The 21,412-nt window shown below is 75.3% G+C and carries 19 protein-coding genes; 6 read left to right on the top strand and 13 right to left on the bottom strand.

Features of this window, described 5'->3' with window-relative positions; translation table 11 throughout:
* Nucleotides 1-45 precede the first annotated feature (45 nt).
* The gene (locus O7599_RS20220) at nucleotides 46-1,014 is read left to right on the top strand and encodes a LysR family transcriptional regulator (protein WP_281617008.1); all 969 of its coding nucleotides are present in this window, start codon (nucleotides 46-48) and stop codon (nucleotides 1,012-1,014) included.
* 63 nt (nucleotides 1,015-1,077) lie between these two features.
* A complete protein-coding gene (locus tag O7599_RS20225) occupies nucleotides 1,078-1,635 on the top strand; it encodes a GNAT family protein (RefSeq protein ID WP_281617009.1) in 558 nt (185 codons plus the stop codon).
* A gap of 127 nt (nucleotides 1,636-1,762) precedes the next feature.
* On the opposite strand, the gene O7599_RS20230 is transcribed toward O7599_RS20225, so the two are convergent.
* The 4 genes from O7599_RS20230 to O7599_RS20245 all read right to left on the bottom strand — a co-directional run bounded on the left by O7599_RS20230 (nucleotide 1,763) and on the right by O7599_RS20245 (nucleotide 5,392).
* A complete protein-coding gene (locus O7599_RS20230; protein WP_281617010.1) occupies nucleotides 1,763-2,365 on the bottom strand; it encodes a hypothetical protein in 603 nt (200 codons plus the stop codon).
* A 407-nt stretch (nucleotides 2,366-2,772) separates the two neighbouring features.
* Nucleotides 2,773-3,444, bottom strand: coding sequence for an HAD family hydrolase (locus tag O7599_RS20235; protein ID WP_281617011.1), 672 nt, complete (start codon nucleotides 3,442-3,444; stop codon nucleotides 2,773-2,775).
* 53 nt (nucleotides 3,445-3,497) lie between these two features.
* Complete coding sequence (locus O7599_RS20240; RefSeq protein ID WP_281617012.1) at nucleotides 3,498-4,184, bottom strand: response regulator transcription factor; 687 nt, start codon at nucleotides 4,182-4,184, stop codon at nucleotides 3,498-3,500.
* Complete coding sequence (locus O7599_RS20245) at nucleotides 4,181-5,392, bottom strand: histidine kinase (RefSeq protein ID WP_281623450.1); 1,212 nt, start codon at nucleotides 5,390-5,392, stop codon at nucleotides 4,181-4,183. The genes O7599_RS20240 and O7599_RS20245 overlap by 4 nt, the downstream gene beginning before the upstream one ends.
* A gap of 302 nt (nucleotides 5,393-5,694) precedes the next feature.
* Here O7599_RS20245 and O7599_RS20250 point away from each other — a divergent pair, with 302 nt between their 5' ends.
* Genes O7599_RS20250 through O7599_RS20260 form a run of 3 tightly spaced genes read left to right on the top strand, consistent with a single transcriptional unit; the run spans nucleotide 5,695 to nucleotide 9,117 of the window.
* Nucleotides 5,695-6,636, top strand: coding sequence for an ATP-binding cassette domain-containing protein (locus tag O7599_RS20250; protein ID WP_281617013.1), 942 nt, complete (start codon nucleotides 5,695-5,697; stop codon nucleotides 6,634-6,636).
* Nucleotides 6,633-8,288 carry an ABC transporter permease subunit gene (locus O7599_RS20255; protein WP_281617014.1) on the top strand — a complete coding sequence of 552 codons (1,656 nt, stop codon included), beginning with the start codon at nucleotides 6,633-6,635 and terminating at the stop codon, nucleotides 8,286-8,288. Before O7599_RS20250 ends, O7599_RS20255 begins: the two co-directional genes overlap by 4 nt.
* Entirely contained in the window at nucleotides 8,281-9,117 is an 837-nt protein-coding gene (locus O7599_RS20260) for an ABC transporter permease subunit (protein ID WP_281617015.1), read from the top strand. Before O7599_RS20255 ends, O7599_RS20260 begins: the two co-directional genes overlap by 8 nt.
* A 147-nt stretch (nucleotides 9,118-9,264) precedes the next feature.
* On the opposite strand, the gene O7599_RS20265 is transcribed toward O7599_RS20260, so the two are convergent.
* From O7599_RS20265 to O7599_RS20280, 4 genes are all read right to left on the bottom strand, one after another.
* On the bottom strand, nucleotides 9,265-10,881 hold the full coding sequence (locus tag O7599_RS20265; RefSeq protein WP_281617016.1) for a PLP-dependent aminotransferase family protein: 1,617 nt from the start codon (nucleotides 10,879-10,881) through the stop codon (nucleotides 9,265-9,267).
* 77 nt (nucleotides 10,882-10,958) lie between these two features.
* Nucleotides 10,959-11,699 carry a phenylalanine--tRNA ligase beta subunit-related protein gene (locus tag O7599_RS20270; protein WP_281617017.1) on the bottom strand — a complete coding sequence of 247 codons (741 nt, stop codon included), beginning with the start codon at nucleotides 11,697-11,699 and terminating at the stop codon, nucleotides 10,959-10,961.
* Between the two features lie 2 nt (nucleotides 11,700-11,701).
* Entirely contained in the window at nucleotides 11,702-12,313 is a 612-nt protein-coding gene (locus O7599_RS20275) for a LysE family translocator (RefSeq protein WP_281617018.1), read from the bottom strand.
* Nucleotides 12,314-12,406: 93 nt separating this feature from the next.
* Nucleotides 12,407-13,327, bottom strand: a complete 921-nt coding sequence (locus O7599_RS20280) for a LysR family transcriptional regulator (RefSeq protein WP_281617019.1) — start codon at nucleotides 13,325-13,327, stop codon at nucleotides 12,407-12,409.
* A gap of 165 nt (nucleotides 13,328-13,492) precedes the next feature.
* Between O7599_RS20280 and O7599_RS20285 the strand changes: the two genes are divergently transcribed.
* On the top strand, nucleotides 13,493-14,248 hold the full coding sequence (locus O7599_RS20285) for a sulfite exporter TauE/SafE family protein (RefSeq protein ID WP_281617020.1): 756 nt from the start codon (nucleotides 13,493-13,495) through the stop codon (nucleotides 14,246-14,248).
* 49 nt (nucleotides 14,249-14,297) lie between these two features.
* On the opposite strand, the gene O7599_RS20290 is transcribed toward O7599_RS20285, so the two are convergent.
* The 5 genes from O7599_RS20290 to O7599_RS20310 form a co-directional block, all read right to left on the bottom strand.
* Entirely contained in the window at nucleotides 14,298-15,107 is an 810-nt protein-coding gene (locus O7599_RS20290) for an HAD family hydrolase (protein WP_281617021.1), read from the bottom strand.
* Entirely contained in the window at nucleotides 15,104-16,393 is a 1,290-nt protein-coding gene (gene serS / locus O7599_RS20295) for a serine--tRNA ligase (RefSeq protein ID WP_281617022.1), read from the bottom strand. Before serS ends, O7599_RS20290 begins: the two co-directional genes overlap by 4 nt.
* Nucleotides 16,394-16,912: 519 nt before the next feature.
* A complete protein-coding gene (gene pheA / locus O7599_RS20300; protein ID WP_281617023.1) occupies nucleotides 16,913-17,848 on the bottom strand; it encodes a prephenate dehydratase in 936 nt (311 codons plus the stop codon).
* 151 nt (nucleotides 17,849-17,999) lie between these two features.
* Entirely contained in the window at nucleotides 18,000-19,331 is a 1,332-nt protein-coding gene (gene efeB, locus O7599_RS20305) for an iron uptake transporter deferrochelatase/peroxidase subunit (protein WP_281617024.1), read from the bottom strand.
* Nucleotides 19,328-21,406, bottom strand: a complete 2,079-nt coding sequence (locus tag O7599_RS20310) for a copper resistance protein CopC (RefSeq protein ID WP_281617025.1) — start codon at nucleotides 21,404-21,406, stop codon at nucleotides 19,328-19,330. Before O7599_RS20310 ends, efeB begins: the two co-directional genes overlap by 4 nt.
* Nucleotides 21,407-21,412: the final 6 nt, after the last annotated feature.

Below are 21,412 nucleotides of genomic sequence, written 5' to 3' on the forward strand. Positions count from 1 at the left end.
AAGAAAAAGCGATGATTCGTTAGCCGAAAGCGTTAGCATCGCTTCGTGTTCAGTCTGGAGCGCCTCCGTGCCCTCGACGCCGTCGCCGTCCACGGCACCATCGCCCGTGCCGCCGCGTCGTTGCACGTCACCGCCTCCGGCGTCTCACAGCAGCTCGCGAAGCTGGAGCGCGAGTCGGGGCACCGGCTGCTGGAGCCGTACGGGCGCAGCGTCCGCCTCACCCACGCCGGCAGGGTGCTCGCCGCGCACGCGGCCCGGGTGTGCGCGCAGGTCGCCGAGGCCGAGGCGGATCTCGCCGACATGCAGGACGAGATCCTCGGCCCGCTGCGCCTCGGCGGAGTCGGCAGTTCGCTGCGCGCGCTGCTGCCCGGGGTGCTGACCGCACTCACCGCCTCGCACCCGCGGCTGGTCCCCACCGTCGTCGACGGCGAGGTCGTCGAGCTGGTGCCCGGGCTGGTCGGTGGGGAGCTGGACCTGCTGCTCATCGAGAGCTGGAGCAGCCGGCCCATCCGGCTGCCGCAGGGCCTGGCGGTGCGGACGCTGGTGGTCGAGGAGGTGCAGTTGGCGGTGCCGGACGCCCATCCGCTGGCCGGTCGCGAGCGCGTCGGCCTCGCCGAGCTGGGCGAGCTCGGCGAGGCCGACGCGACCGGGGCGGCGGTCTGGGCGAGCTGTCCCGTCGGCACCGAGCCGTACGAGGGGCTGACGCAGGCGCTGCGCGAGGTGGGCCTGGAACCGGAGGTGCGCTACCGGGTGACGGAGTACGCCACGCAGCTCGCGCTCGTGCGGGGCGGGTTGTGCGTGGCGCTCGTACCGGAGATGGCGCAGCGGCCGTGCCCGCCCGGGGTGCGGTTCGTGCCGGTGCGGCCGGTGGTGCGGCGCACGGTCCAGGCCGCGTGGCGGTCCCTGGGGGAGAGCCCGGCCGTACGGGCCTGTGTCGCCGCCCTGGCGGAGGCGGCGCAGGCGCAGGCGGAGTCGGAGTCCGGGGCCGCAGGCGGAGTCCGGGCGAACGGGTGAGCGAGGGCCGGTCGGTGGGCCGTGCGAGGATCACGGTAGTCAGCACAGCCACGGGAGGGCCCGATGTTCGCGATATCCCTGGGTGACGACGGTGCCGAGCTGCGGCCGCTGGAGCCCTGGCAGGCCGAGGAGTTCCTCGCCCACATGGACCGCGGTCGCGCGTTCATCGGCCAGCACATCGGCCTCGCCGACGCCGCCGCCGATCTCGACTCCGCCCGCGCCTGGCTCCAGTCGTACGCCGACAAGACGGCCGCCGACTCCGGCCGCCTCTACGGCATCTGGCTCGACGGCCTCCTCGTCGGCGGCGTCCTGTTCCGCATCTTCGACGCGCCGCAGCGCACCTGCGAGGCCGGCTGCTGGCTGGAGCCCGCGGCGGCGGGCCGCGGGCTGGTCACGCGCGCGGCGCGCGTGATCATCGACTGGGCGGTGCGTGAGCGCGGCATGGAGCGCGTGGAATGGCTCGTGTCCGCGGAGAACACGCCGAGCATCAAGGTCGCGCAGCGTCTCGGCATGAGCCGCGACGGCGTGCTGCGGGCGAGGTATCCGCACCGGGGGGTGCGGCAGGACACCGAGGTGTGGTCGGTCCTGGCGGACGAGTGGGTCAAGGGCCGGGGCGCGTAGCGGGGTTTCCCGCTCGTACGAGCCGTCCGTGCCGCCCGTACGAGGGGTGTGACCCGGATACGCGCCCCTGCCAAGGGCCCGGCGGGCGTCCCCAGAGCCTCGGCCGCCTGGTACGACGCATTCACCTTCAGGAGCCGCCCGACCACTCCTTGCGCCACGAGTCGAAGTCGATCTCCTCCGACCCGAACTCCTCCAGCCAGTCCACGAACCGGGCGCCGTACTTCTTGCGGCCCGACCCCAGGATCTCGTCGGTTTCCGCGTCGGTGGGAGGGGTCAGGCCGAATGTCTCCTTCAGCCAGACCACGTACGCCTCGTGCCCGGGGGAGTGCTCCTCGTCGGGGTCCGCCTCGCGCTCCTCGTCCCAGGGGATGAACCACTCGTCGTCGATCGCGAGCAGCCGGAACAGGTTTCGCAGGCCCTCGATGATGTCGAGATCGCCTTCGTCGCCGAAGCGGATGACGGGTAGCGTGGCGAGGTCGGTGCGGTCGTCGCAGTGCCACAGGGCGTAGAACGAACCCGAGCCGGTGGCCCGGGCGAACGGGGTGAGCCGGTTGAGGTGGCCCCGTGCCTCCTCTTCCCGCTTCTCCAGGCTCAGCCACTCCACCAGACCGGCGTCGGGCCGGTTGTACTCGTAGAACTCGAACCCGTCGGAGAAGTAGGCATCTCCAGGGCCGTCGGAGAACTCCTTGAGCAAGTTCAGTTCAGAGACGGGCGCGTAGGCGTCGGTCATGTCTTCCCCGGTGCGGAATCGAGTGGTTGACGTGTGCCGCGCACGCTACCGCCCGAGACTGACACGACATGCGGCCCGCTGCACGGCCTCGGACGCCTGCGACGGGGCTGCCCTCACTGAGCTTCTTCGGCGTTGCTGCTCCAGGGTGAGGACGTATGTGGCCGTCGACGTCATGCGGTTCGGACTGCAGCCGCGTGCCCACCGAGATCTCTACCGATACTCGTGCACAGGCGGCTTGCAGCGGACCCCGAGGAAAGGTTGCGGCAAAGAGTGATCTTGATCCGGTTGATCCCACCAACCAAATCGGTGTCGCCGATCCCGAAGCTGGTCGTAGACCCCCTGGGAGAGGGCCGGGTGAGGGCGGGCGCCCGAAGTCGTTCCCTGCTGCTCGTACGGGCCCTCGGCAGTCAGTCCGCCGGTGCCGCTGCTTCCAGCAGGACCGGCAGTTTGCGCATGTCGTCGAAGAGCACCGTGTCCGGGCCCGCCAGCCAGTCGGCCGGTGACAGTCCGCCGGTGAAGCCGTACGCGCGCATGCCCGCGGCGCGCGCCGCCTGGACGCCGTAGCGGCTGTCCTCCACCACCGCGCACGCCTGCGGCGCGTAGCCCATCCGGCGCGCCGCGTGGAGGAAGAGGTCGGGTGCGGGCTTGCCGCGTCCGCCGACGTCGGCGGCGGAGTAGATGCGTCCGGCGAAGCGGTCGTACAGCCCGGTCCGGCCGAGGGTGCGGCGCATCCGCTCGTGGCCGCCGCTGGACGCGACACACGTGGGCAGGCCTGCGGCGGCGATGGCGTCGAGCGCGTCGACGACGCCGGGTACGGCTTCGAGGCGGTCGAGGCCGGCGAGGAACTCCTCGAAGTAGCGGGTTTGCCAGGTCTCGTCCGTGCCCGGGCCGAGGCGTTCGACGACCATGGCACCGACGGACTCCTGGGACTTGCCCATGAACAGTTCGACGGCGTCGGCTTCGGTGAGCGGCCAGCCGAGCTCCGCACCCACGGTGGCCTGGGCGGCGGCGGCGATGCGCTCGGAGTCGACGAGGACTCCGTCGCAGTCGAAGATGACGAGTTCGATGGCTCCGGGCATGGTCACGAGGCTAACCGAGCGCCGCCGGGGCGGGCCGGCGGGGCGGGGTGACGTCAGCGGGTGCCCGGGACGACGAGGCCCGTTTCGTACGCCATGACCACCGCCTGCGTGCGGTCCCGCAGGCCGAGCTTGGCCAGCAACCGGCTGACGTGCGTCTTCACGGTCTCCTCGCCGACGTGGAGCCGGGCGGCCAGTTCGGGGTTGGACAGGCCCTCGGCGAGGAGCCGCAGCACCTCCGTCTCGCGCGGCGTCAGCGCCGCCAGCGCCGTGGCCGCCTCGCTCCGCTCCCGCCGCGACGTGCGCAGCCGCGCGAACTCGGCGATGAGCCGCCGCGTCACCGCCGGCGCGAGCAGCGCCTCGCCGGCCGCGACGACGCGCACCGCGTCGAAGAGCCGCTCCGCGGTGACGTCCTTGAGCAGGAAGCCGCTGGCGCCCGCGGCGAGGGCGTCGTAGACGTACTCGTCGAGGTCGAAGGTGGTGAGGATCAGCACCTTCGGGTGCGGGGCGCCGGCGGTGAGGCGGGCGGTGGCCTCGATGCCGTCGACGCCGGGCATGCGGACGTCCATGAGCACGACGTCGGGCCGCCGGGCGCGGCAGACGCGGACGGCGTCGGCGCCGTCGTGCGCGGTGCCGACGACGTCGAAGTCGGGCTGGGTGGCGAGGAGTCCGGCGAAGCCGGCGCGGACGACCTCGTGGTCGTCGGCGACGACGACACGCACGGTGTCCGCGGGGCCGGTCATGCCGCGGTCTCCGCCGCGCTCGCGCCGGTCCGTGCGGGGAGCGTGGCTTCGAGGAGGAAGCCGCTGCCCGCGGCGGGGCCGCTGCGCAGCCGGCCGCCGACGGCCGCGGCGCGTTCGCGCATGCCGAGCAGTCCGTGCCCGCCGCCCGCCGCGGTCGCGTCGCCCGCCGCGCTGCCGCCGCCTGCCGCGGTCCCGCCGCCGGGGCCCGGGCCGTTGTCGCGGACGCGCAGGCGCAGGGAGGCGTCGGCGTAGTGCAGTTCGACGTCGACGGCGGAGCCGGGGGCGTGCCGGCGGGCGTTGGTGAGGGCTTCCTGCACGATGCGGTACGCGGTGAGTTCGATGCCGGTGTCGAGGGGGCGTACGGCGCCGCTGACGATGAGGCGTACGGCGGCGCCTGCGGCGTCGCGGGCGCCGTCGAGGAGTTCGTTGAGCTGGGCGAGGCCGGGCGGGGGGCGGCGTTCCGCGGGGGCGGCGCCGGCGTCCTCGCGCAGGACGCCGAGCAGGCGGCGCATCTCGGTGAGGGCGGTGCGGGCGGTGTCGCCGATGTCGCGCAGTCGGCGGGCGCCCTCGTCGGGGAGGCCGGGGGTGGTGAGGCGGGCGGTTTCGGCCTGTACGGAGATCATCGAGATGTGGTGGGCGACGACGTCGTGGAGTTCGCGTGCGATGCGGGCGCGTTCGCCGCGGGCGGCGTGTTCGTAGAGGGCGTGCGCGATGGCGCGTTCGGTGGCGCTGTGTGCGGCGGCGGCGCTGCGGGCGCGGCGGGCGAGGCCGGCGCCCGTGGCGGCGGCGAGGAGGACGGCGGCGGCGACGGCGAGCAGCCTGCCAGCGTCGTCGAGCCGGCCACCGGCGGCGGCGCCGGGGTCGCCGACGGCGTAGCCCGCGAGCGGCAGCACGAGCAGCACGGCGAGGATGCGGCCCCGCCGGGTGCCGTGGCGGGCGAGGCGGTGCAGGAGGACGGCCTGGGCGGCGGCGCCGGCGGCGACGGGGGCGCCGAGGAGGGCGAGGAGCGGGGCGTTCGCGGCGGTGGCGAGGACGGCGGCGGGGGTGGGGTGGGTGCGCAGGAGCGCGACGGGGGCGGTGGCGCCGAAGGCGAGCAGCAGGGCGGCGGTGAGGCGGTCCCCGGCACCGGCGCGCAGGACGGCGTCGACGGCGGCGAGGAGCGCGAGGAGCGCGGCGGCGGCGACGGGCCCGTCGGGGGAGGCGGCCAGGCGGCGGAGCGGGGGAGCCGGAGGGCGCGCGCCGGGCGTGTGGTCTGCGGCGGGCGTGTGGTCTGCGGCGGACGTGCGGTCCCCGTTCTTCGCGTACGTACCCTCCGCCCCACCCGTCACGCCCGTACCCCCCGCCCACTCCCCCCGCGCACCCGTCACCACGCCATTGTCCCCGCGCCCGCCCCTCCCGGCGTCCCTCCCGCCCAGGACATCTCCCTCCCTCACACGAGCTACGCCGCCGCCCGCAAGACTCCTCCCCCGCGTGACGACCCGGCCGACGCCCGCTTCGTAGCCTCCTCACCATGGCAGCGTCAGAAGCAACCATCGAGGTCCGGGAGCTGCGCAAGCGCTTCGGTCCCGTCGCCGCCGTGGACGGCCTGTCGTTCACGGTCGCCCCCGGTCAGGTCACCGGGTTCGTCGGCCCCAACGGGGCCGGGAAGTCCACGACCATGCGCATCGTCCTGGGCCTCGACGCCCCCGACGCGGGCAGCGCGCTGGTCGGCGGCCACCCGTACGCGGCGCTGCGCCGCCCGCTGCAGCACGTCGGCGCCGCGCTCGACGCCGCGGCCGTCCACCCCGCCCGGCGCGGGCGCGACCACCTGCTGTGGCTGGCGCACTCGCACGGCCTGCCGCCGCGCCGCGTCGACGAGTTGCTGGAGCAGGTGGGTCTCGCCGCGGCCGGGCGGCGGCGGGCCGGCGGCTACTCGCTGGGGATGCGCCAGCGCCTCGGCATCGCCGCCGCGCTCCTCGGCGACCCGCCGGTGCTGCTCTTCGACGAGCCGGTCAACGGCCTGGACCCGGAGGGCATCCGCTGGATACGCGGCTTTCTGCGGCGGCTGGCGGCGGAGGGGCGGGCGGTGCTCGTCTCCAGCCACCTGATGAGCGAACTGGAGGACACCGCCGACCACCTGGTGGTCATCGGCCGCGGCCGGCTCGTCGCGGACATGCCGGTGGCCGAGGTGCTGGCCGCCGCCTCCGACAGCCGCGTCGCGCTGCGTACGGGGGCGCGGGAGCGGGCGATGACGGTGCTGGCCGCGGCGGGGGCGACGGTGGCGGCGACGGGCCGGGAGTCGCTGACGGTGTCGGGGCTGCCGGCCGAGCGGGTGGCGGAGCTGCTGGGCGCGGGGGCGGTGCCGTTCTCGGAGCTGGCGGCGCACCGGGCGTCGCTGGAAGAGGCGTACATGGAGCTGACGCGCGGCGAGGCGGAGTTCGCCGCCGGTCCCGAGGGGGAGGAACCGCGATGAGTGCGGGAAGCGGTACGGGCACGGGCGCCCGCGCGGTGGCGGCGGGGGCGCGGACGGGCGCCGGGGGCGTGGCCCCGTACCGGTCGAAGCTGCCGCCCGCGCGTGCCGGGTTCCGGCAGTTGCTGCGCGCCGAGTTCACGAAACTGCGCAGTGTCGACCGGTGGCTGCTCACGCTTCTCGCGGGCGTGGTCGTGACGGTGCTCGTGTCGCTGGTGTCGGCGGGCGGCAGCGAGGTGGCCACGTCCGACGACGGCGGCGGCTCCGGTACGGGAGCGGCGGACCGGGTGGCGGACTCGTTCCGCTTCGTGCACCGGCCGCTGGCCGGGGACGGCAGCGTCACCGCGCGCGTGACGGACCTGACGCTCGGCGAGGGTACGGACGCGCCGTGGGCGAAGGCCGGCGTGATCGTGAAGGCGGGTACGGAGCCGGGGAGTCCGTACGTGGCGCTGATGCGCACCGCCGGGCACGGGGTGCGGCTGCAGTACGGGTTCGAGCACGACGTCGCCGGGGGCGCCGTGGCCGGTGACGCTCCGGTGTGGCTGCGGCTGACGCGCGAGGGCGACCGGCTGACCGGCTACCGGTCCGCCGACGGCGAACGCTGGCAGGAGGTCGGCGGCGTGTCCGCGGCCGGGCTGCCGCGGACGGCGCGGGCGGGGCTGTTCGTGGCGGCGCCGGAGACGGTGCGGGTGGAGCGGTCGTTCGGGTCGCTGAGCATCGGGGCGGGGCCGAGCGAGGCGACGGGGGTGTTCGACAACGTACGGCTCGAAGGGGCCGGTTCTGGTTCCGGCCCGGGTTCGGGTCCGGATTCGGGTTCCGGTTCCGGTTCTGGTTCAGGGGACGGCGACGGCGGCGGCGGTACGGCCTGGCGGGACGAGGCCGTGGGCCCGCCGTCCGGCCCGGCGGCGGCGAACGGCCCGGTCGGCGGCGCCGAGCGCACCGGCGGCACGTTCACCGTCACCGGCTCCGGCGACATCGGCCCGCGCCCGCCCGCCGCGGACCTGACGTGGATGAGCCTGGCGGGCGCACAGGTCGGGCTGATCGCGTTCGCGGCGCTGGGGGTGGTGTTCATCACCGCCGAGTACCGGCGCGGCATGATCCGCACGACGTTCACCGCCGGGCCGCGGCGCGGGCGGGTGCTGGCGGCGAAGGCCACGGTGCTGGGGGCGGTGACGTGCGCGGCGGGGCTGGCGGCAGCGGTGGTGTCGTTCCTGGCGGGGCAGCGGGCGCTGCGCTCGGGCGGGCACACGCCGCCGCAGTTCCCGGAGGTGTCGCTGTCCGACGGGCCGGCGCTGCGGGCGGTGGTGGGCACGGGGCTGCTGCTGGCGCTGGTGGCGCTCTTCGCGCTCGGGCTGGGGGCGCTGCTGCGGCACACGGCCGCCGCGGTGACGCTCGTGGTGGTGCTGTTCGTGCTGCCGATGGTGCTGGGCGGGGGGCTGCCGCTGGGGGCGGTGGAGTGGCTGTTCCGGGTGACGCCGGTGGCGGGGTTCGGGGTGCAGAGCACGACGCCGCGGTACGGGCAGGTGGAGACGGTGTGCGTGCCGGAGGACGGGTGCATGCCGCAGGGGCCGTGGGCGGGGCTCGGGGTGCTGGCGGTGTGGGCGGCCGTGGCACTGGCGCTGGCGGCGTGGCGGCTGCGGCGGCGCGATGCGTGAGGGGCGGGCGACGACCCGGGGGTACGCGCCGGGGGCCGGGTCGGCCTTCCCCGGCGTACGGGACACGGCGCACGCGGTGCGGGCGGAGTGGACCAAACTGCGTACCGTCCCCAGCACGTGGTGGCTCCTCCTCGCCGCCGTCGTCGTCACCGCCGCGGTCGGCGCGGGCGCGGTCGGCGGGCTGTCCACGGCGCACTGCCCGCCGGCCGGCTGCCGCGAGGACGTCGTGAAGACCAGCCTGGCCGGCGTGTGGGCCGGACAGGCGGCGGTGGCGGTGCTCGCGTCGCTGGCGTTCACGGCGGAGTACGGCACGGGCACGATCCGCACGACGCTGACCGCCGTACCGGCCCGGCTGCGGGTACTGGCCGCGAAGTCCGCGGTGGTCGCCGCGGCGGTGCTGGTGGCGGGCGGCGCGGGGGTGCTGGGCGCGCTGCTCGCGGGGCGGGCGGTGGTGCCGGCGGGCTTCGACGCGTACGACCCGGGGGCGGGGCCGGTGCTGCGGGCCGGCTTCGGGACGGCGCTGTACCTGGTGCTGGTGGCGCTGCTGGCCCTCGGCCTCGGTGCGGCGCTGCGGGACACGGCGGGGTCGGTCGCGGCGTGCCTGGGGGTGCTGTACGCGGCGCCGCTGGTGGCGGGGATGGTGTCGGATCCGGAGTGGGTCGAGCGGTTGCAGCGGTACGGACCGGCGTCGGCGGGTCTCGCGGTGCAGTCGACGGTGGACACGGCGGACCTGCCCATCGGGCCGTGGGCGGGGCTGGGGGTGCTGGCGGCGTGGTCGGCGGCGGCACTGGCGCTGGGCGCGGCGGCACTGCGGCACCGGGACGCGTGAGGCGGTGGCCGGGACCACGCGGCGGGAACACGCGGCGGTGACGCCGTCGCCGCGCCTGCCCGTACGCCGGTCCGCGTCTCCGGCCGTTCCCCCTGGCCCGTTCCCTCTGGCCGCTCCCCCCTCCCTCCCTCCCTGCGGTCCGTCCCGCTACGTCCCCCGCAGCGCCTGTCCCAGCAGCCTCACCCCCTCGGTCACGGCGTCGGGGTGGCTCGCCGCGTACCCGAGGACCAGGCCCGGCGGGCCCGGCCGGAGCCGGTGCCAGGACAGGGGCTGCACCTTGACGCCGCAACTCAGCGCCGCCGCCGCCAACTCCGTGTCGGTCACCCCCGCCGGCTCCGCGCCGCCCGCCCCGCCGAACGTCACCGTCAGGTGCAGCCCCGCCGCCGCGCCGTGGACCACCGCGCCGGGCAGGTGCTCCGCGACCGCCGCGATCATCGCGTCCCGACGGCGCCGGTGCCGTCCCCGGAGCAGCCGCAGGTGCCGCTCCAGCTCCCCCGACTCCATCAGCCGCGCCAGGACGAGCTGCGGCAGCACCGCGTTGCCCAGGTCGGTGAAGCGTTTGGCGTTCACCAGCGCGTCCCGGTACCCGGGCGGCGGCACCACCCAGCCCACCCGCAGCGCCGGCGCCAGCAGCTTCGACACGCTGCCCATGTAGCAGACGCGCTCCGCGAGCATCGCGCGCAGCGCGGGCACCGGCGGCCGGTCGTAGCGGTGTTCGGCGTCGTAGTCGTCTTCGAGTACGAGCCCGCCGCCGTCCTCCGCCCAGCGCAGCAGCTCGCGGCGGCGCTCGCCGCTGAGCACCGCGCCGGTCGGGAACTGGTGCGCCGGGGTGAGCAGCACCGCACGCGCGCCGGTGGCGCGCAGCGCTTCGACACGTATGCCGTCGGCGTCGACCGGCACCGGGAGGACGTCGAGACCGCCGTTCTCCAGATGCTGGCGCGTACCGAGCGAACCGGGGTCCTCCAGCGCCACCGCCGCCATGCCGTCGGCGCGCAGCACCGGGTGCAGCAGGGTCAGCGCCTGGGCCGTGCCGGCGACGACCACGACGTCGTCGGGGTCGGCACGGATGCCGCGGTTGCGGGCGAGCCAGCCGGCGACGGCCCGGCGCAGCGCGGGGGCGCCGTGCGGGTCCCCGTAGCCGAGGTCGGCGGCGGACAGCTCGGCGAGGACGGCGCGCTCGGCGCGCAGCCACGCGGCGCGGGGGAAGGCGGCGAGGTCCGGCAGCCCGGGGGTGAGGTCGATCCGGGCCGGTGCGGCGCGCAGCGCGTCGAACGCGCCGGGCCCGGGCGCGGTGGGGAAGAACACGGCGGGACGGCCCGGACCCGGCCTCGCGGAGTCCGCCGCGCCCCCCGCCCGCGCCGCCTGACCTGCCCGCGCCGCCGGACCCACCGCGCCTCCCGCCCGCGCCGCCGGACCCACCGCGCCTCCCGCCCGCGCCGCCGGACCCGCCGCGTCCCCCGCGCCCACCGGCGCCGCGACCACCACCGTCCCCGCGCGCCGCCGCCCCTCGACGTGCCCGTCCTCCGTCAGCCGCCGGTACGCCTCCGTCACCACCCCGCGCGACACCCGCAGCTCGGCCGCCAGCACCCGCGTCGGCGGCAGCCGGCCGCCCACCTCCAGCCGCCCGTCCGCGATGGCCTCCCTGAGCTGCCACGCCAGCCAGTCCGCCATCCCGCCCGCCGGCGCCTCCCCGACGTCGAGCTGCAGGAAATCCGACCCGTACGCTTTGGACCTGTCAGAGGCCGCCTCTTCCACCCTGTTCATGGAGCCATCGTGGCACGCGCCACTGACAACGCCCTCCGGCGCAGCGTCCCCGCAGCTCAAGAGGGGCGGCGGTCCCGTCACTCCGCGAACACGAACTCCGGGCCCGCCTCCGTCAGCAGCGCGGCCTTCGGCGCCACGCCCCACAGCCGCTCCAGCTCCCCTTCCACCGCACCCGTCAGCTCCGCCACGTCCGCCGCAGCCGTCTCGTGCACCCCCTCCGCCACCACCAGCACCCGGCGTGTCTCCGCGCCGACCGCCGAGTACCCGCTCTGCCGGTTCGTCCAGCGCCGCGCGTGCGCGCGCCCCGACGAGTCGGCGAACGTCACCTCCCCCGCCGCCGGCCGCTCGTCCCCGCCGCCGAACGCCGTGTACGTCTCGTCACCCCGCGCCCGCCGCACCTGGAGCCACGGCTCCGCGACCCGGTCCACGTCCAGCACGGCGACCGGGATCGCGTACGCCACGGAGACCGCGTTGCACAGGTCCACCACCGGGTGGATCCGCGGCAGGGACCCCTCCCGCCGCAGCCGCCGCAGCAGCGACTCCGACGCGCACCGGTACTGCGTCGGCCGCAGCCCCAGCCGCGTGTACGTCCGCCGCCACGCCCGTACCTCGGGGAACTCCCCCTCCGTGCCCTCCGCCAGCCGCCGCCGCGCGACGTCCGTGTACGCCGCGATCCGTGCCTCCAGCTCCGCACCCCCGCCGGGACCGCCGGGACCGCCGGGACCGCCCGCGCCACCGCCCCCGAAGTCCCCGTACAGCACCCCCGCCACCAGCTCGGGAAACTCCGCCCGCAGCTCCGCCGCATGCCCGAACCGCATCGTCACGCCACCGCCAGCTTCGCGCCCAGCCCCACGAACGACGCCGCGAACACCCGCCGGATCCCCGCCATCACCCGCGGCCGTCCCAGCACGTACCCGCGTACGGCCGCCGCGCACAGCCCGTACGCCACGAGCACCGCGAACGTCAGCCCCATGAACACCGCGCTCAGCCGCAGCATCGCCGCCACCGACCCCTCCCGGCCCGCCGGCACGAACTGCGGCAGGAACGCCACGAAGAACATCGTCAGCTTCGGGTTGAGCACGTTGAGCAGCACGCCGGAGACGATCACCCGCCCCGCCGGCGCCGGTCCGGCCGCCGTGTCGTCCGCGACGACCAGGGTGTCCTTGTCACGCAGCGTCGACCACGCCATGTACAGCAGGTACGCGACGCCCAGGTACTTCACCGTCTCGAACGCCACGGCGCTGGCGTGCAGCAGCGCCGCAAGCCCGGTGACGGTCGCGACGACGTGCGGGACGGTGCCGAGCGTGCAGGCGAACGCGGCCACCACGCTCGCGCGCCGGCCGTGGGACAGCCCGGCGGCGAGGGTGTAGACCACGCCGGTGCCCGGCGTGACGACCACGACGAGCGTGGTCAGCAGGAAGGCGATGCTCAAGGGGGCCTCCGGCGGTGGCGATTCGGCTACTGCGGAACGTCACCCACCCTCGCCCACCGATGGCCTGACGGGCAGAGCCAAAGAGAGCAGAGATCACCGGTCCATATCCGCCGGGCCCGCCACCCCCGCCGCCACCATGTCCGCGAACGTCCGCGCCAGCGGCGACAGCGCCGCCCACCGCCGCACCGCCCAGCCCGCCCACAGCGGCGGAAGATCCGGCACCGGTACGAGCCGCACCCCCGGATGCCGCCCGTCGCGCCGCCCGTCCCGCCATCCGGGCAGCTCCGGTACGACGGCGTAGCCGAGGCCCAGCTCCGCGAGCAGGATCGCCGTGTCCCAGTCCGCGACCGACGTGTCGAACGCCGGCAGCCGCACCCCCGACTCCGCGAACCACGCCTCCAGGTGAGCCCGCGAACTCGAGTTCCCCGGCAGCCCGATGAGCCGCACCGCCGCCAGGTCCGCCGCCCCCACCGCCGACCGTTCCGCCAGCGGATCGCCGTCCCGTACGGCCAGCACCCACCGCAGCTCCGCCGCGCGCCGCAGCTCCACGCCCCGCACCGGCGCCGCGATCGTGATCCACGCCAGGTCGGCGCCGCCCGCGGCCAGCGCGGCGACGCACCCGCGGCTGGAGTTCTCCGTCTGGAACTCCAGGCTGACCTGCGGATACCGCTCGCGGAACGCGACGACCGCCGCCGACATGAAGTGCCGTACGGTCGTCGCCCCCGTCGTCACCCGCACCGACCCGCCGTCGCCGCGCGCCAGGTCGCCCAGCCGCCGCAGCGCCTGGTCCACGCCGCCGATACCCTCGGCGGCGGCGGTGCGCAGCAACTCCCCGGCGTGCGTGGGCACCACCCCGCGCGGGTGCCGCTCCACGAGGCTGAGGCCGATCTCCCGCTCCAGCCGCTTGACGTGCTGGCTGACGGCCGACTGCGTACAGCCCAGCTCCCGCGCCACCGCGCTCAGGCTCCCCGCCCGGCACACGGCGACGAACACCCGCAGGTCGTCCAGAGTCATGCGCGTCAAGTTAACCCTTGGGAATGCCCAAGAACAGCCGAGGATTGACTTGGACGGACCGCCGCGCTCACGATGACCACGATCTTCGCTGTACGCCCTACCCGGCCCGACCGACCCACCCCCAGCCCCACCGCCGGGACCGAAACCAGGAACGAGGACGCCGCCGTGGAACCGCTCGAAGCCGCCGCGCTCGCCGGCGCCGGACTCGTCGCCGGCGGCATGAACGCGGTCGTCGGCTCCGGCACCCTCATCACGTTCCCGACGCTCCTCGCCCTCGGCTACCCGCCGGTCCTCGCGAACGTCTCCAACACCGTCGGCCTCGTCCCCGGCGTCGCCGGCGCCGTCTACGGCTACCGCCGCGAGCTGCGCGGCCAGCGCCGGCGCATACTGCGCTTCGGCACCGCCTCGCTCCTCGGCGGCCTGGCCGGCGCGCTGCTCCTCCTGCAACTGCCCGCCGAGGCGTTCCAGGCCGCGGTCCCCGTCCTGATCCTGACGGCCTGCGCGCTGGTCCTCCTCCAGCCCGTCCTCAGCCGCCGCCTCGCCGAGCGCGACGAGGACGACGACAAGGACGGCGGCGCCCCGATGTGGGTCGGCGTCCTCGGCACGGGCGTCTACGGCGGCTACTTCGGGGCCGCCCAGGGCGTCATCCTCATGGGCCTGTTCGGCACCTTCGTCCGTGACGACCTGCAGCGCCTCAACGCCGCCAAGAACGTCCTCGCCGCGCTCGTCAACGGGATCGCGTCGATCGTCTTCATCATCGTCACCGACGTCGACTGGACCGCGGCCGGCATCATCGCCACCGGCTCCACGGTCGGCGGCTTCCTCGGCGCGCACCTGGGCCGCAAGCTCACCCCGGCCCTGATGCGCACGATCATCGTCGTCGTGGGCACCACCGCCGCCGTCACCATGATCATCCGCTGACGCCGGCGGTACGGGCGGCCCAGCCCTACGGGCCGGCCCCGCGGTGGGGTCAGCCGAACACCCGGTCCAGCACCGCCGCGATGCCGTCCTCGTCGTTCGAGCCCGTCACCTCGTCCGCCACCGCGATCAGCTCCGGGTGCGCCCCCGCCATCGCCACCCCGTGCCCCGCCCAGCGGAACATCGGGATGTCGTTCGGCATGTCCCCGAACGCGATCGTCTCCGCGCCCGTGACCCCCAGCCGGCGCGCGGCGAGCGACAGCCCCGTGGCCTTGTTCAGCCCGTGCGGCAGGATCTCGACGGTGTCGGCGCCGGCGAGGACCACCTCGACGAGGTCGCCGACCGTCTCACGGGCCGCGGCCGTCAGCGCGTCGTCGTCCAGGTCGGGGTGCTGCACGTACAGCTTGCCGATCGGCCGGGCCCACAGCTCGGCGCGCTCGGCCACCCGGCGGACCGGCAGGTCCTCCCGCGCCACCGCACGGAAGCCGGGGCCGAAGAGCACCTCGCCCGCGAGGCCGTCCGCGCTGGCGGCCACCGCCACCTCGCCGACCTCGGCCTCCAGCTTGGCCACCGCGTCGGCGGCCAGCCGCCGGTCGAGCGTCACGGAGGTCAGCAGCCGGTGCTCGCCGGCGTGGTACACCTGCGCGCCCTGGCCGCAGACGGCCAGGCCCGCGTACCCCAGCGCGTCGAGTATGTGCCGGGTCCAGGCCACGGCGCGGCCGGTGACGACGATGTGCGCCGCGCCCCGCGCGCAGGCCGCCTCGATCGCCGCGCGCGTGCGCGGCGAGACAGTCTCGTCGCCGCGCAGCAGCGTGCCGTCGAGGTCGGTGGCGATGAGCCGGTACGGCAGCGGCCCGCTCATTTCGCGACCGGCTCCAGCAGCTCGCGTCCGCCCAGGTACGGCCGCAGCACCTCCGGCACCACCACCGAGCCGTCCGGCTGCTGGTGCGTCTCCAGGACGGCCACGATCGTCCGGGGTACGGCGCACAGCGTCCCGTTCAGCGTCGCCAGCGGGCGGGCCGCCCTCTTCTGGCCCTGCCCGTCGCGCATCCGCACCGAGAGCCGCCGCGCCTGGAACTCCTCGCAGTTCGACGTCGACGTCAGCTCCCGGTACTTCCCCTGCGTCGGGATCCACGCCTCGCAGTCGTACTTCCGCACCGCGGACGCGCCCAGGTCGCCCGACGCGACGTCGATCACGCGGTACGCCAGGCCGAGCGACGACAGCCACTGCTTCTCCCAGTCGAGCAGCCGCGCGTGCTCCGCCTCCGCGTCCTCCGGGGCGACGTACGAGAACATCTCGACCTTGTCGAACTGGTGCACCCGGATGATGCCGCGGGTGTCCTTGCCGTGCGAGCCCGCCTCGCGGCGGAAGCAGGGCGAGAACCCGGCGTAGCGCAGGGGCAGCCGGTCGGCCTCGATGATCTCGTCCATGTGGTACGCCGCGAGCGTGACCTCCGAGGTGCCGACGAGGTAGAAGTCGTCGCGCTCCAGGTAGTACACGTCCTCGGCGGCCTGGCCGAGGAAGCCCGTGCCCTCCATGGCGCGGGGCTTGACCAGCGCGGGCGTGAGCATCGGGGTGAAGCCGGCGGCGGTGGCCCGGGCGATCGCGGCGTTGACCAGCGCCAGCTCCAGCAGGGCGCCGACGCCCGTCAGGTAGTAGAACCGCGAGCCGGAGACCTTCGCGGCGCGCTCGACGTCGATGGCGCCGAGGATGCGGCCCAGCTCCAGGTGGTCGCGCGGCTCGAAGCCCTCGGCGGCGAAGTCCCGCGGGGTGCCGACGGTCTCCAGCAGCGCGAAGTCGTCCTCGCCGCCGACGGGCACGTCGGGATGCACCACGTTCCCCAGGCGCAGCAGCAGGGCCTGCGTCTCGGCGGCGGCCTCGTCCTGCGCGGCGTCCGCGGCCTTGACGGCGGCGGACAGCTCGCCGGTGCGCCGCAGCAGCTCCTGTTTCTCCTCGCCCTGCGCGCGCGGGATCAGCTTGCCGAGCTGCTTCTGCTCGGCCCGCAGTTCGTCGAAGCGCGTACTGGACGACCTGCGCCGCTCGTCGGCGGAGAGCAGCGCGTCGACGAGGGCGACGTCCTCTCCACGGGCGCGCTGCGACGCGCGCACTCGGTCGGGGTCCTCACGGAGCAGGCGAAGGTCAATCACGCAGCCAGGTTACCGGGGTAAGCGGACCGCCTCGAAGCCCATTTCCACCCCTGTGGATTTCTCCGCGCTTTGCGGTGAATAGCCGGTTTCGCGGATCCCGCTTACCCGCAGATGGAGAAAAGGTGTGAGAGTGGGCAATTGGGACATAAAGTCACCGTAGATCCCCGGCGCGCACCGCAGTTGGGGAATCCTTTTCCACAGGTGGCCGCGGATCCTCAAAGTTATCCACAGGTCGGGGAGGCGGCCTGTGGAAGCCGGGGAAGATCATTCCGTACGGCCGGTGCTGGCGCAGGAATTCCCCGTTACGCACCCGGCTACACACCCTTTGGAGCGGAATTGCCTACCGCCTTGGAGTGGATCAAGGGAATTCCCCTGACGAGTAACCATCTGAGCAGGTGGACGCCGGGAATCAGTCACTAGGCAGATTTGTCGACACTGCCCGCCCGGCTGCCCCGAGTTATGCACAGGCAGCCTCGGCAGCCTGTGGATAACTTCCGCGAACTGTGCACAGACCCCAGGTCAGGCCCGGCCGTCCAGGCACCGCGTCAGCCAGTCCGACGCGTCCGTGAACGCCGTGTCCGACGTCCCCGCCCGCAGCGGCTGTACGTCCGCCGGCGACAGCCCCGCGCGCGGGTACGAGCCGAGGAACCGCACCCGCGGACAGACCCGCTTCAGCCCCATCAGCGCCTCGCCCACCCGGCGGTCGGTGATGTGCCCCTCGCAGTCCACCGAGAAGCAGTACCGCCCGATGCCCTCGCCTGTCGGCCGCGACTCGATGCGCAGCAGGTTGACGCCGCGCACCGCGTACTCCTGCAGCAGCTCCATCAGCGCGCCCGGGTGGTCGTCGCCCAGCCAGATCACCACCGACGTCTTGTCCGCGCCCGTCGGCGCCGCCGGCCGGGCCGGGCGGCCGACGAGGACGAACCGGGTCTCGGCGTTCTCCGCGTCGTGGATGTCGGAGACCAGCGGCTCCAGCCCGTACACCGACGCCGCGAACTCGCCCGCGAACGCGCCGTCCACCCGCCCCTCCTGCACCTGCCGCGCGCCGTCCGCGTTGGAAGCCGACGACTCCCACACCGCGTCCGGCAGATGCCCGGCCAGCCAGCGCCGCACCTGCGGCTGCGCCACCGGGTGCCCGGTGACGGTCTTCAGGTCCGCCAGCTTCGTGCCCGGCCGCACCAGCAGGGCGAACGCGATCGGCAGCAGCACCTCGCGGTAGATCATCAGCGGCTCGCCGAGCGCCAGCTCGTCGAGCGTGGCGGTGACGCCGCCCTCGACGGAGTTCTCGATCGGCACCAGCGCGCCCGCGGCCTCCCCGGTGCGCACCGAGTCCAGCACCGCCGGCACCGAGACCATCGGCACCAGCTCCCGCGTCGCCGCCTCCGGCAGCGTGCGCAGCGCGGCCTCGGTGAAGGTGCCCTCGGGGCCGAGATAGGTGTAGCGGCTGGCGGACATGGCGGCGGCTCCTCGTGGGCGTGCGGCGAGACGGCCACGATACCCACGGGCGCGGGGCGGGGTGTGGCGGTCCGGGGAACGGACGATCATGGACCGGGGTGCCGAGCCCGGCCCGTACGGGCCCGGGAGCCCCGGTCCGTACGGGCCCCGCTCAGCCCTCCAGCAGCCGCTGGCCCACGTACTCGCCCTCCGCCGCCCCGCCCGGCACCGCGAACAGCCCGCTCGCCTCGTGCCGCAGGAAGCGCGACAGCCCGTCGCCCCGGTCCAGCTTGCGCTGCACCGGCACGAACCCTTTCAGGGGATCCGCCTGCCAGGCGACGAACAGCAGCCCGGCGTCGGGCACCGGCCCGTCCCGGGTGTCCAGATAACCGTCGTGGTACGAGAACGAGCGGCGCAGCATCGTCGCCCCGCCGTTCGACTCCGGCGCCGCCACCCGTACGTGCGCGTCCCCCGCGATGGCCAGCGAGCCGTCCGCGAGTTGTTTGTTCATGTCCACCGGCGTCGTCTCCCCGCCGCCGGACAGCGGAGCGCCGTCGGACTTACGGCGGCCGATGACCCGCTCCTGCCGCTCGGGCGACAGGTGGTCCCAGGTGTCGAGCAGCATCCGGATCCGGCGGAACACGGCGTACGAGCCGCCCGCCAGCCACGCCTGCCCGCTGTCCGGGGCGACGAAGACGTGCGCGTCGAAGTCCGGGTCCTCCGGTTTGGGGTTGTTGGTGCCGTCGACCTGCCCCATGAGGTTGCGCGCGGTACGGGGCCGGTCGGTGGCGCCGGGGGTGCGGTTGAAGCCGCTCATCTGCCAGCGCAGCACCGCCGCGGCGCCCGCCCGGCGCTGGAGCGTACGCAGCGCGTCGAACGCGACGAGCGCGTCGTCGGCGCCGATCTGCAGCCACAGGTCGCCGTCGCTGCGCCGCTCGTCCAGCGCGTCGGCGGAGAACGGCGGCAGCGGGGCGAGCCCGGCGGGGCGGCGGGCGGCCAGGCCGGTGCGGTCGAAGAAGGTGCGCCCGAAGCCGAACGTCACCGTCAGCGCCGCGGGCCCCGCGTCGAGCGCGCTGCCGGTGGCGCCCGCCGCGGCCCGGCCCTCGCTCAGCTCACGGGCCGCCGCCGACCACCGCCGCATGAGCGCCGCGGCCTCCTTGCGCCCGGCGCCCGGCGCCAGGTCGAAGGCGGCGAAGTGGCCCGCGGCCTGCAGCGGGGTGGTGATGCCCGCCTGGTGCGGGCCGTGGAACGGCACGCCGTTCGCGCCGATCGACGTCAGCGGCGCGGGGGGCGCGTCCCGCAGCGCCTCGGCGGCCACCGCGCCGGAGGCGCCGCCGGCGACGAGCCCGGCCGCCCCGGCGGCCCCCGCCGCGCCGAGGAGGCGGCGGCGGGAGACGGGGTGCCGGGGGGCTCCGGCGGACGTGCCGGTGTCCGGTGCCGCGTCGGGCGCTGGGTCGGGTGCGGTGTCCGGTCCGGTTTTGCGGGTGGAACGTGTCGTACTCACGGGATCGTCAACTTCTTCTCTTCTGTCACCTGGTCGATGGGCGAGGTGCGCACGGTCATCCGGAGGGTCCACTCCCCGGCCATCGGGAGCTGCACGCCGGTGGCGGCCCAGTGCCCGTTCTCGACGGGGGTGGGCGTGACGTCGAGCGGGCCGACGTCCTTCTCCTCCAGGGTGAAGGAGAGCCGCAGCTCGGGGACGTTGAGGAGCTGGTTGTTGGCGTCCGTGAGGTAGATGTGCAGTTGGTTGTCGCCGGTCCGGCCGGGGTCGACGGTGATCTCCGCGGTGCCGGCGCCGCCCTGGCCGCCGGTGTCGTACGGGATCCTCACCTTGACCGGCCCGGCCGGCTGCTGCTGCGCCGACTCGGCCGCGGCCTGCTCGGTCTCGGCCCGGCCCGGCTGGGTGCCCGTCAGCAGGGTCACGACGGACAGCAGGACGACGGCGAGAACGGTCTCGACGAGGACGGACTGGCGCAGGCCCCGGCGCACGGGGTCGGCGTCGCGCTCCTTGCGCGCGCGGGTGGCGTCGACGGCGGCCCGCTGGCGGGCGAGCTGGGCGGCGCGGTCGGGGCCGGTGCCGCTGCCCGCCTCGGCGTCGCCCTTGCCCCCCGCCTCCGCGGTGGCGGCGGCGTGCACGAGCGGCGCCCCGGCCGCCTCCTCCGCCGGCTCCGCGCGCGCCGACAGACCGGAGCCCGCCAGCCGCTGCGTCCACCGCCGCGACGTCCAGCCCGCGGTGACCAGCACCGCGACCAGCCCGACCTTCACCAGCAGCAACTGCCCGTACGTCGTGTCCGTCAGCGCGGCCCAGGTGCCCAGCCCGCGCCACGCCTGGTACAGCCCCGTCAGGGCGAGCACCGTCACCGACGTCAGCGCCAGCCGCGAGAAGCGGCGGATGACGTACGACGGAACCCACGGCCCGAGACGCAGGCTCAGCGTGAGCGAGGCGAGGCCGCCGAGCCAGACGGCGACGGCCAGGAGGTGGGCCATCGTCATCGGCACGGCCAGCCACGGCTGGATGCCGGTGGAGGCGTGCTCGGCCATGCCCCAGGTCGCGGCGAGGCCGACGGCGACCACGCCGCCGCCGAGCCCGAGGCCGATGGCCAGGTCGCGGCTGCGTGCCTCGTCGTCACCGGTTGCGGCGTCGGCCGCCGCGCCGGAGCCGGAGTCCGGGCCCGTACCCGTATCCGCAGCCTCGTCGGCACCCGCGCCCGCGCCCGCAGAAGTGCCCGCCTTCGCGCGCGCGCCCTTCGCGCCGGGCGCGTTCTCCCGCGTGTACACCCCGAACAGCACCGCCAGCACCACCGCGGCGGCGCCCAGCAGCAGCAGCCGCGACAGCAGCGCCGTGCCCGGCCGGGTCTCCAGCACGTCGCGCATCGAGTCGAGCCCGAAGTCCGCGCCCGTGTACGGCCCGCGCAGCAGCAGCAGCGCCACGGTGGAGGCGAACAGCAGCGCCCACCCGCCGCTCGCCACCCGGCGCACGACCCGGCCCCGCCCGCCGCACACGCCCGCGAACACGCCGCCGCCGACGAGCAGGACGAAGCCCGCGTACGCCACGTAGCGCCCGGTGTCGTAGAGCGCCGTGGCGCTGCCGTTGTCCTCGCCCGCCTCGGACACCGCCACCTTCGTCTCCGACGGCTTGCCGACGGAGAAGGTGTACGCGCCGGAGATGGGGTGGCTGTCGGCGGACACGGCCTTCCAGACCACGGTGAACGTGCCGTCCGGCAGCCCCGGGCGCAGCGCGGTCGTCGCCGTCGAGGCATCGCCGTCGGCGTGGCCGCTGCCGCCCTTGGTGACGTCGTTGCCGTCCGGATCGAGGACGCGGATGGCGTCGTCGCTCAACTGCACGCCCTCGGAGAACTCCAGTGAGACGGCCCGCGGCGCCTCCTGGACGACCGCGCCCTCGGCGGGGTCGGTGCCGGTGAGCGCGGCGTGCGCCGCGGCCGGGGTGGCGCCGGGGACGAGGACGCACAGCACGGCGGCGACGGCGGCGCACAACGCCCCGAGCGCGCGCCCGCGGGATATCGAGCGCCGGCGCGTCGGTGCGCGGTGGGCTCGGTGGAGCTGTCCGGTTGCGGTCATGGCACG

Source organism: Streptomyces sp. WMMC500, from assembly GCF_027497195.1.
In the GTDB taxonomy this organism is placed as follows: Bacteria; Actinomycetota; Actinomycetes; order Streptomycetales; family Streptomycetaceae; genus Streptomyces.

Bases quoted from the DNA above. Each gene is read 5' to 3' on its own strand.
- O7599_RS20290 (WP_281617021.1), bottom strand. From the start codon at position 15,107: ATGAGCGGGCCGCTGCCGTACCGGCTCATCGCCACCGACCTCGACGGC.
- O7599_RS20230 (WP_281617010.1), bottom strand. From the start codon at position 2,365: ATGACCGACGCCTACGCGCCCGTCTCTGAACTGAACTTGCTCAAGGAG.
- O7599_RS20225 (WP_281617009.1), top strand. From the start codon at position 1,078: ATGTTCGCGATATCCCTGGGTGACGACGGTGCCGAGCTGCGGCCGCTG.
- O7599_RS20250 (WP_281617013.1), top strand. From the start codon at position 5,695: ATGGCAGCGTCAGAAGCAACCATCGAGGTCCGGGAGCTGCGCAAGCGC.
- O7599_RS20240 (WP_281617012.1), bottom strand. From the start codon at position 4,184: ATGACCGGCCCCGCGGACACCGTGCGTGTCGTCGTCGCCGACGACCAC.
- O7599_RS20260 (WP_281617015.1), top strand. From the start codon at position 8,281: ATGCGTGAGGGGCGGGCGACGACCCGGGGGTACGCGCCGGGGGCCGGG.
- O7599_RS20310 (WP_281617025.1), bottom strand. From the start codon at position 21,406: ATGACCGCAACCGGACAGCTCCACCGAGCCCACCGCGCACCGACGCGC.
- O7599_RS20265 (WP_281617016.1), bottom strand. From the start codon at position 10,881: ATGAACAGGGTGGAAGAGGCGGCCTCTGACAGGTCCAAAGCGTACGGG.
- pheA (WP_281617023.1), bottom strand. From the start codon at position 17,848: ATGTCCGCCAGCCGCTACACCTATCTCGGCCCCGAGGGCACCTTCACC.
- O7599_RS20280 (WP_281617019.1), bottom strand. From the start codon at position 13,327: ATGACTCTGGACGACCTGCGGGTGTTCGTCGCCGTGTGCCGGGCGGGG.
- O7599_RS20255 (WP_281617014.1), top strand. From the start codon at position 6,633: ATGAGTGCGGGAAGCGGTACGGGCACGGGCGCCCGCGCGGTGGCGGCG.
- O7599_RS20270 (WP_281617017.1), bottom strand. From the start codon at position 11,699: ATGCGGTTCGGGCATGCGGCGGAGCTGCGGGCGGAGTTTCCCGAGCTG.
- O7599_RS20235 (WP_281617011.1), bottom strand. From the start codon at position 3,444: ATGCCCGGAGCCATCGAACTCGTCATCTTCGACTGCGACGGAGTCCTC.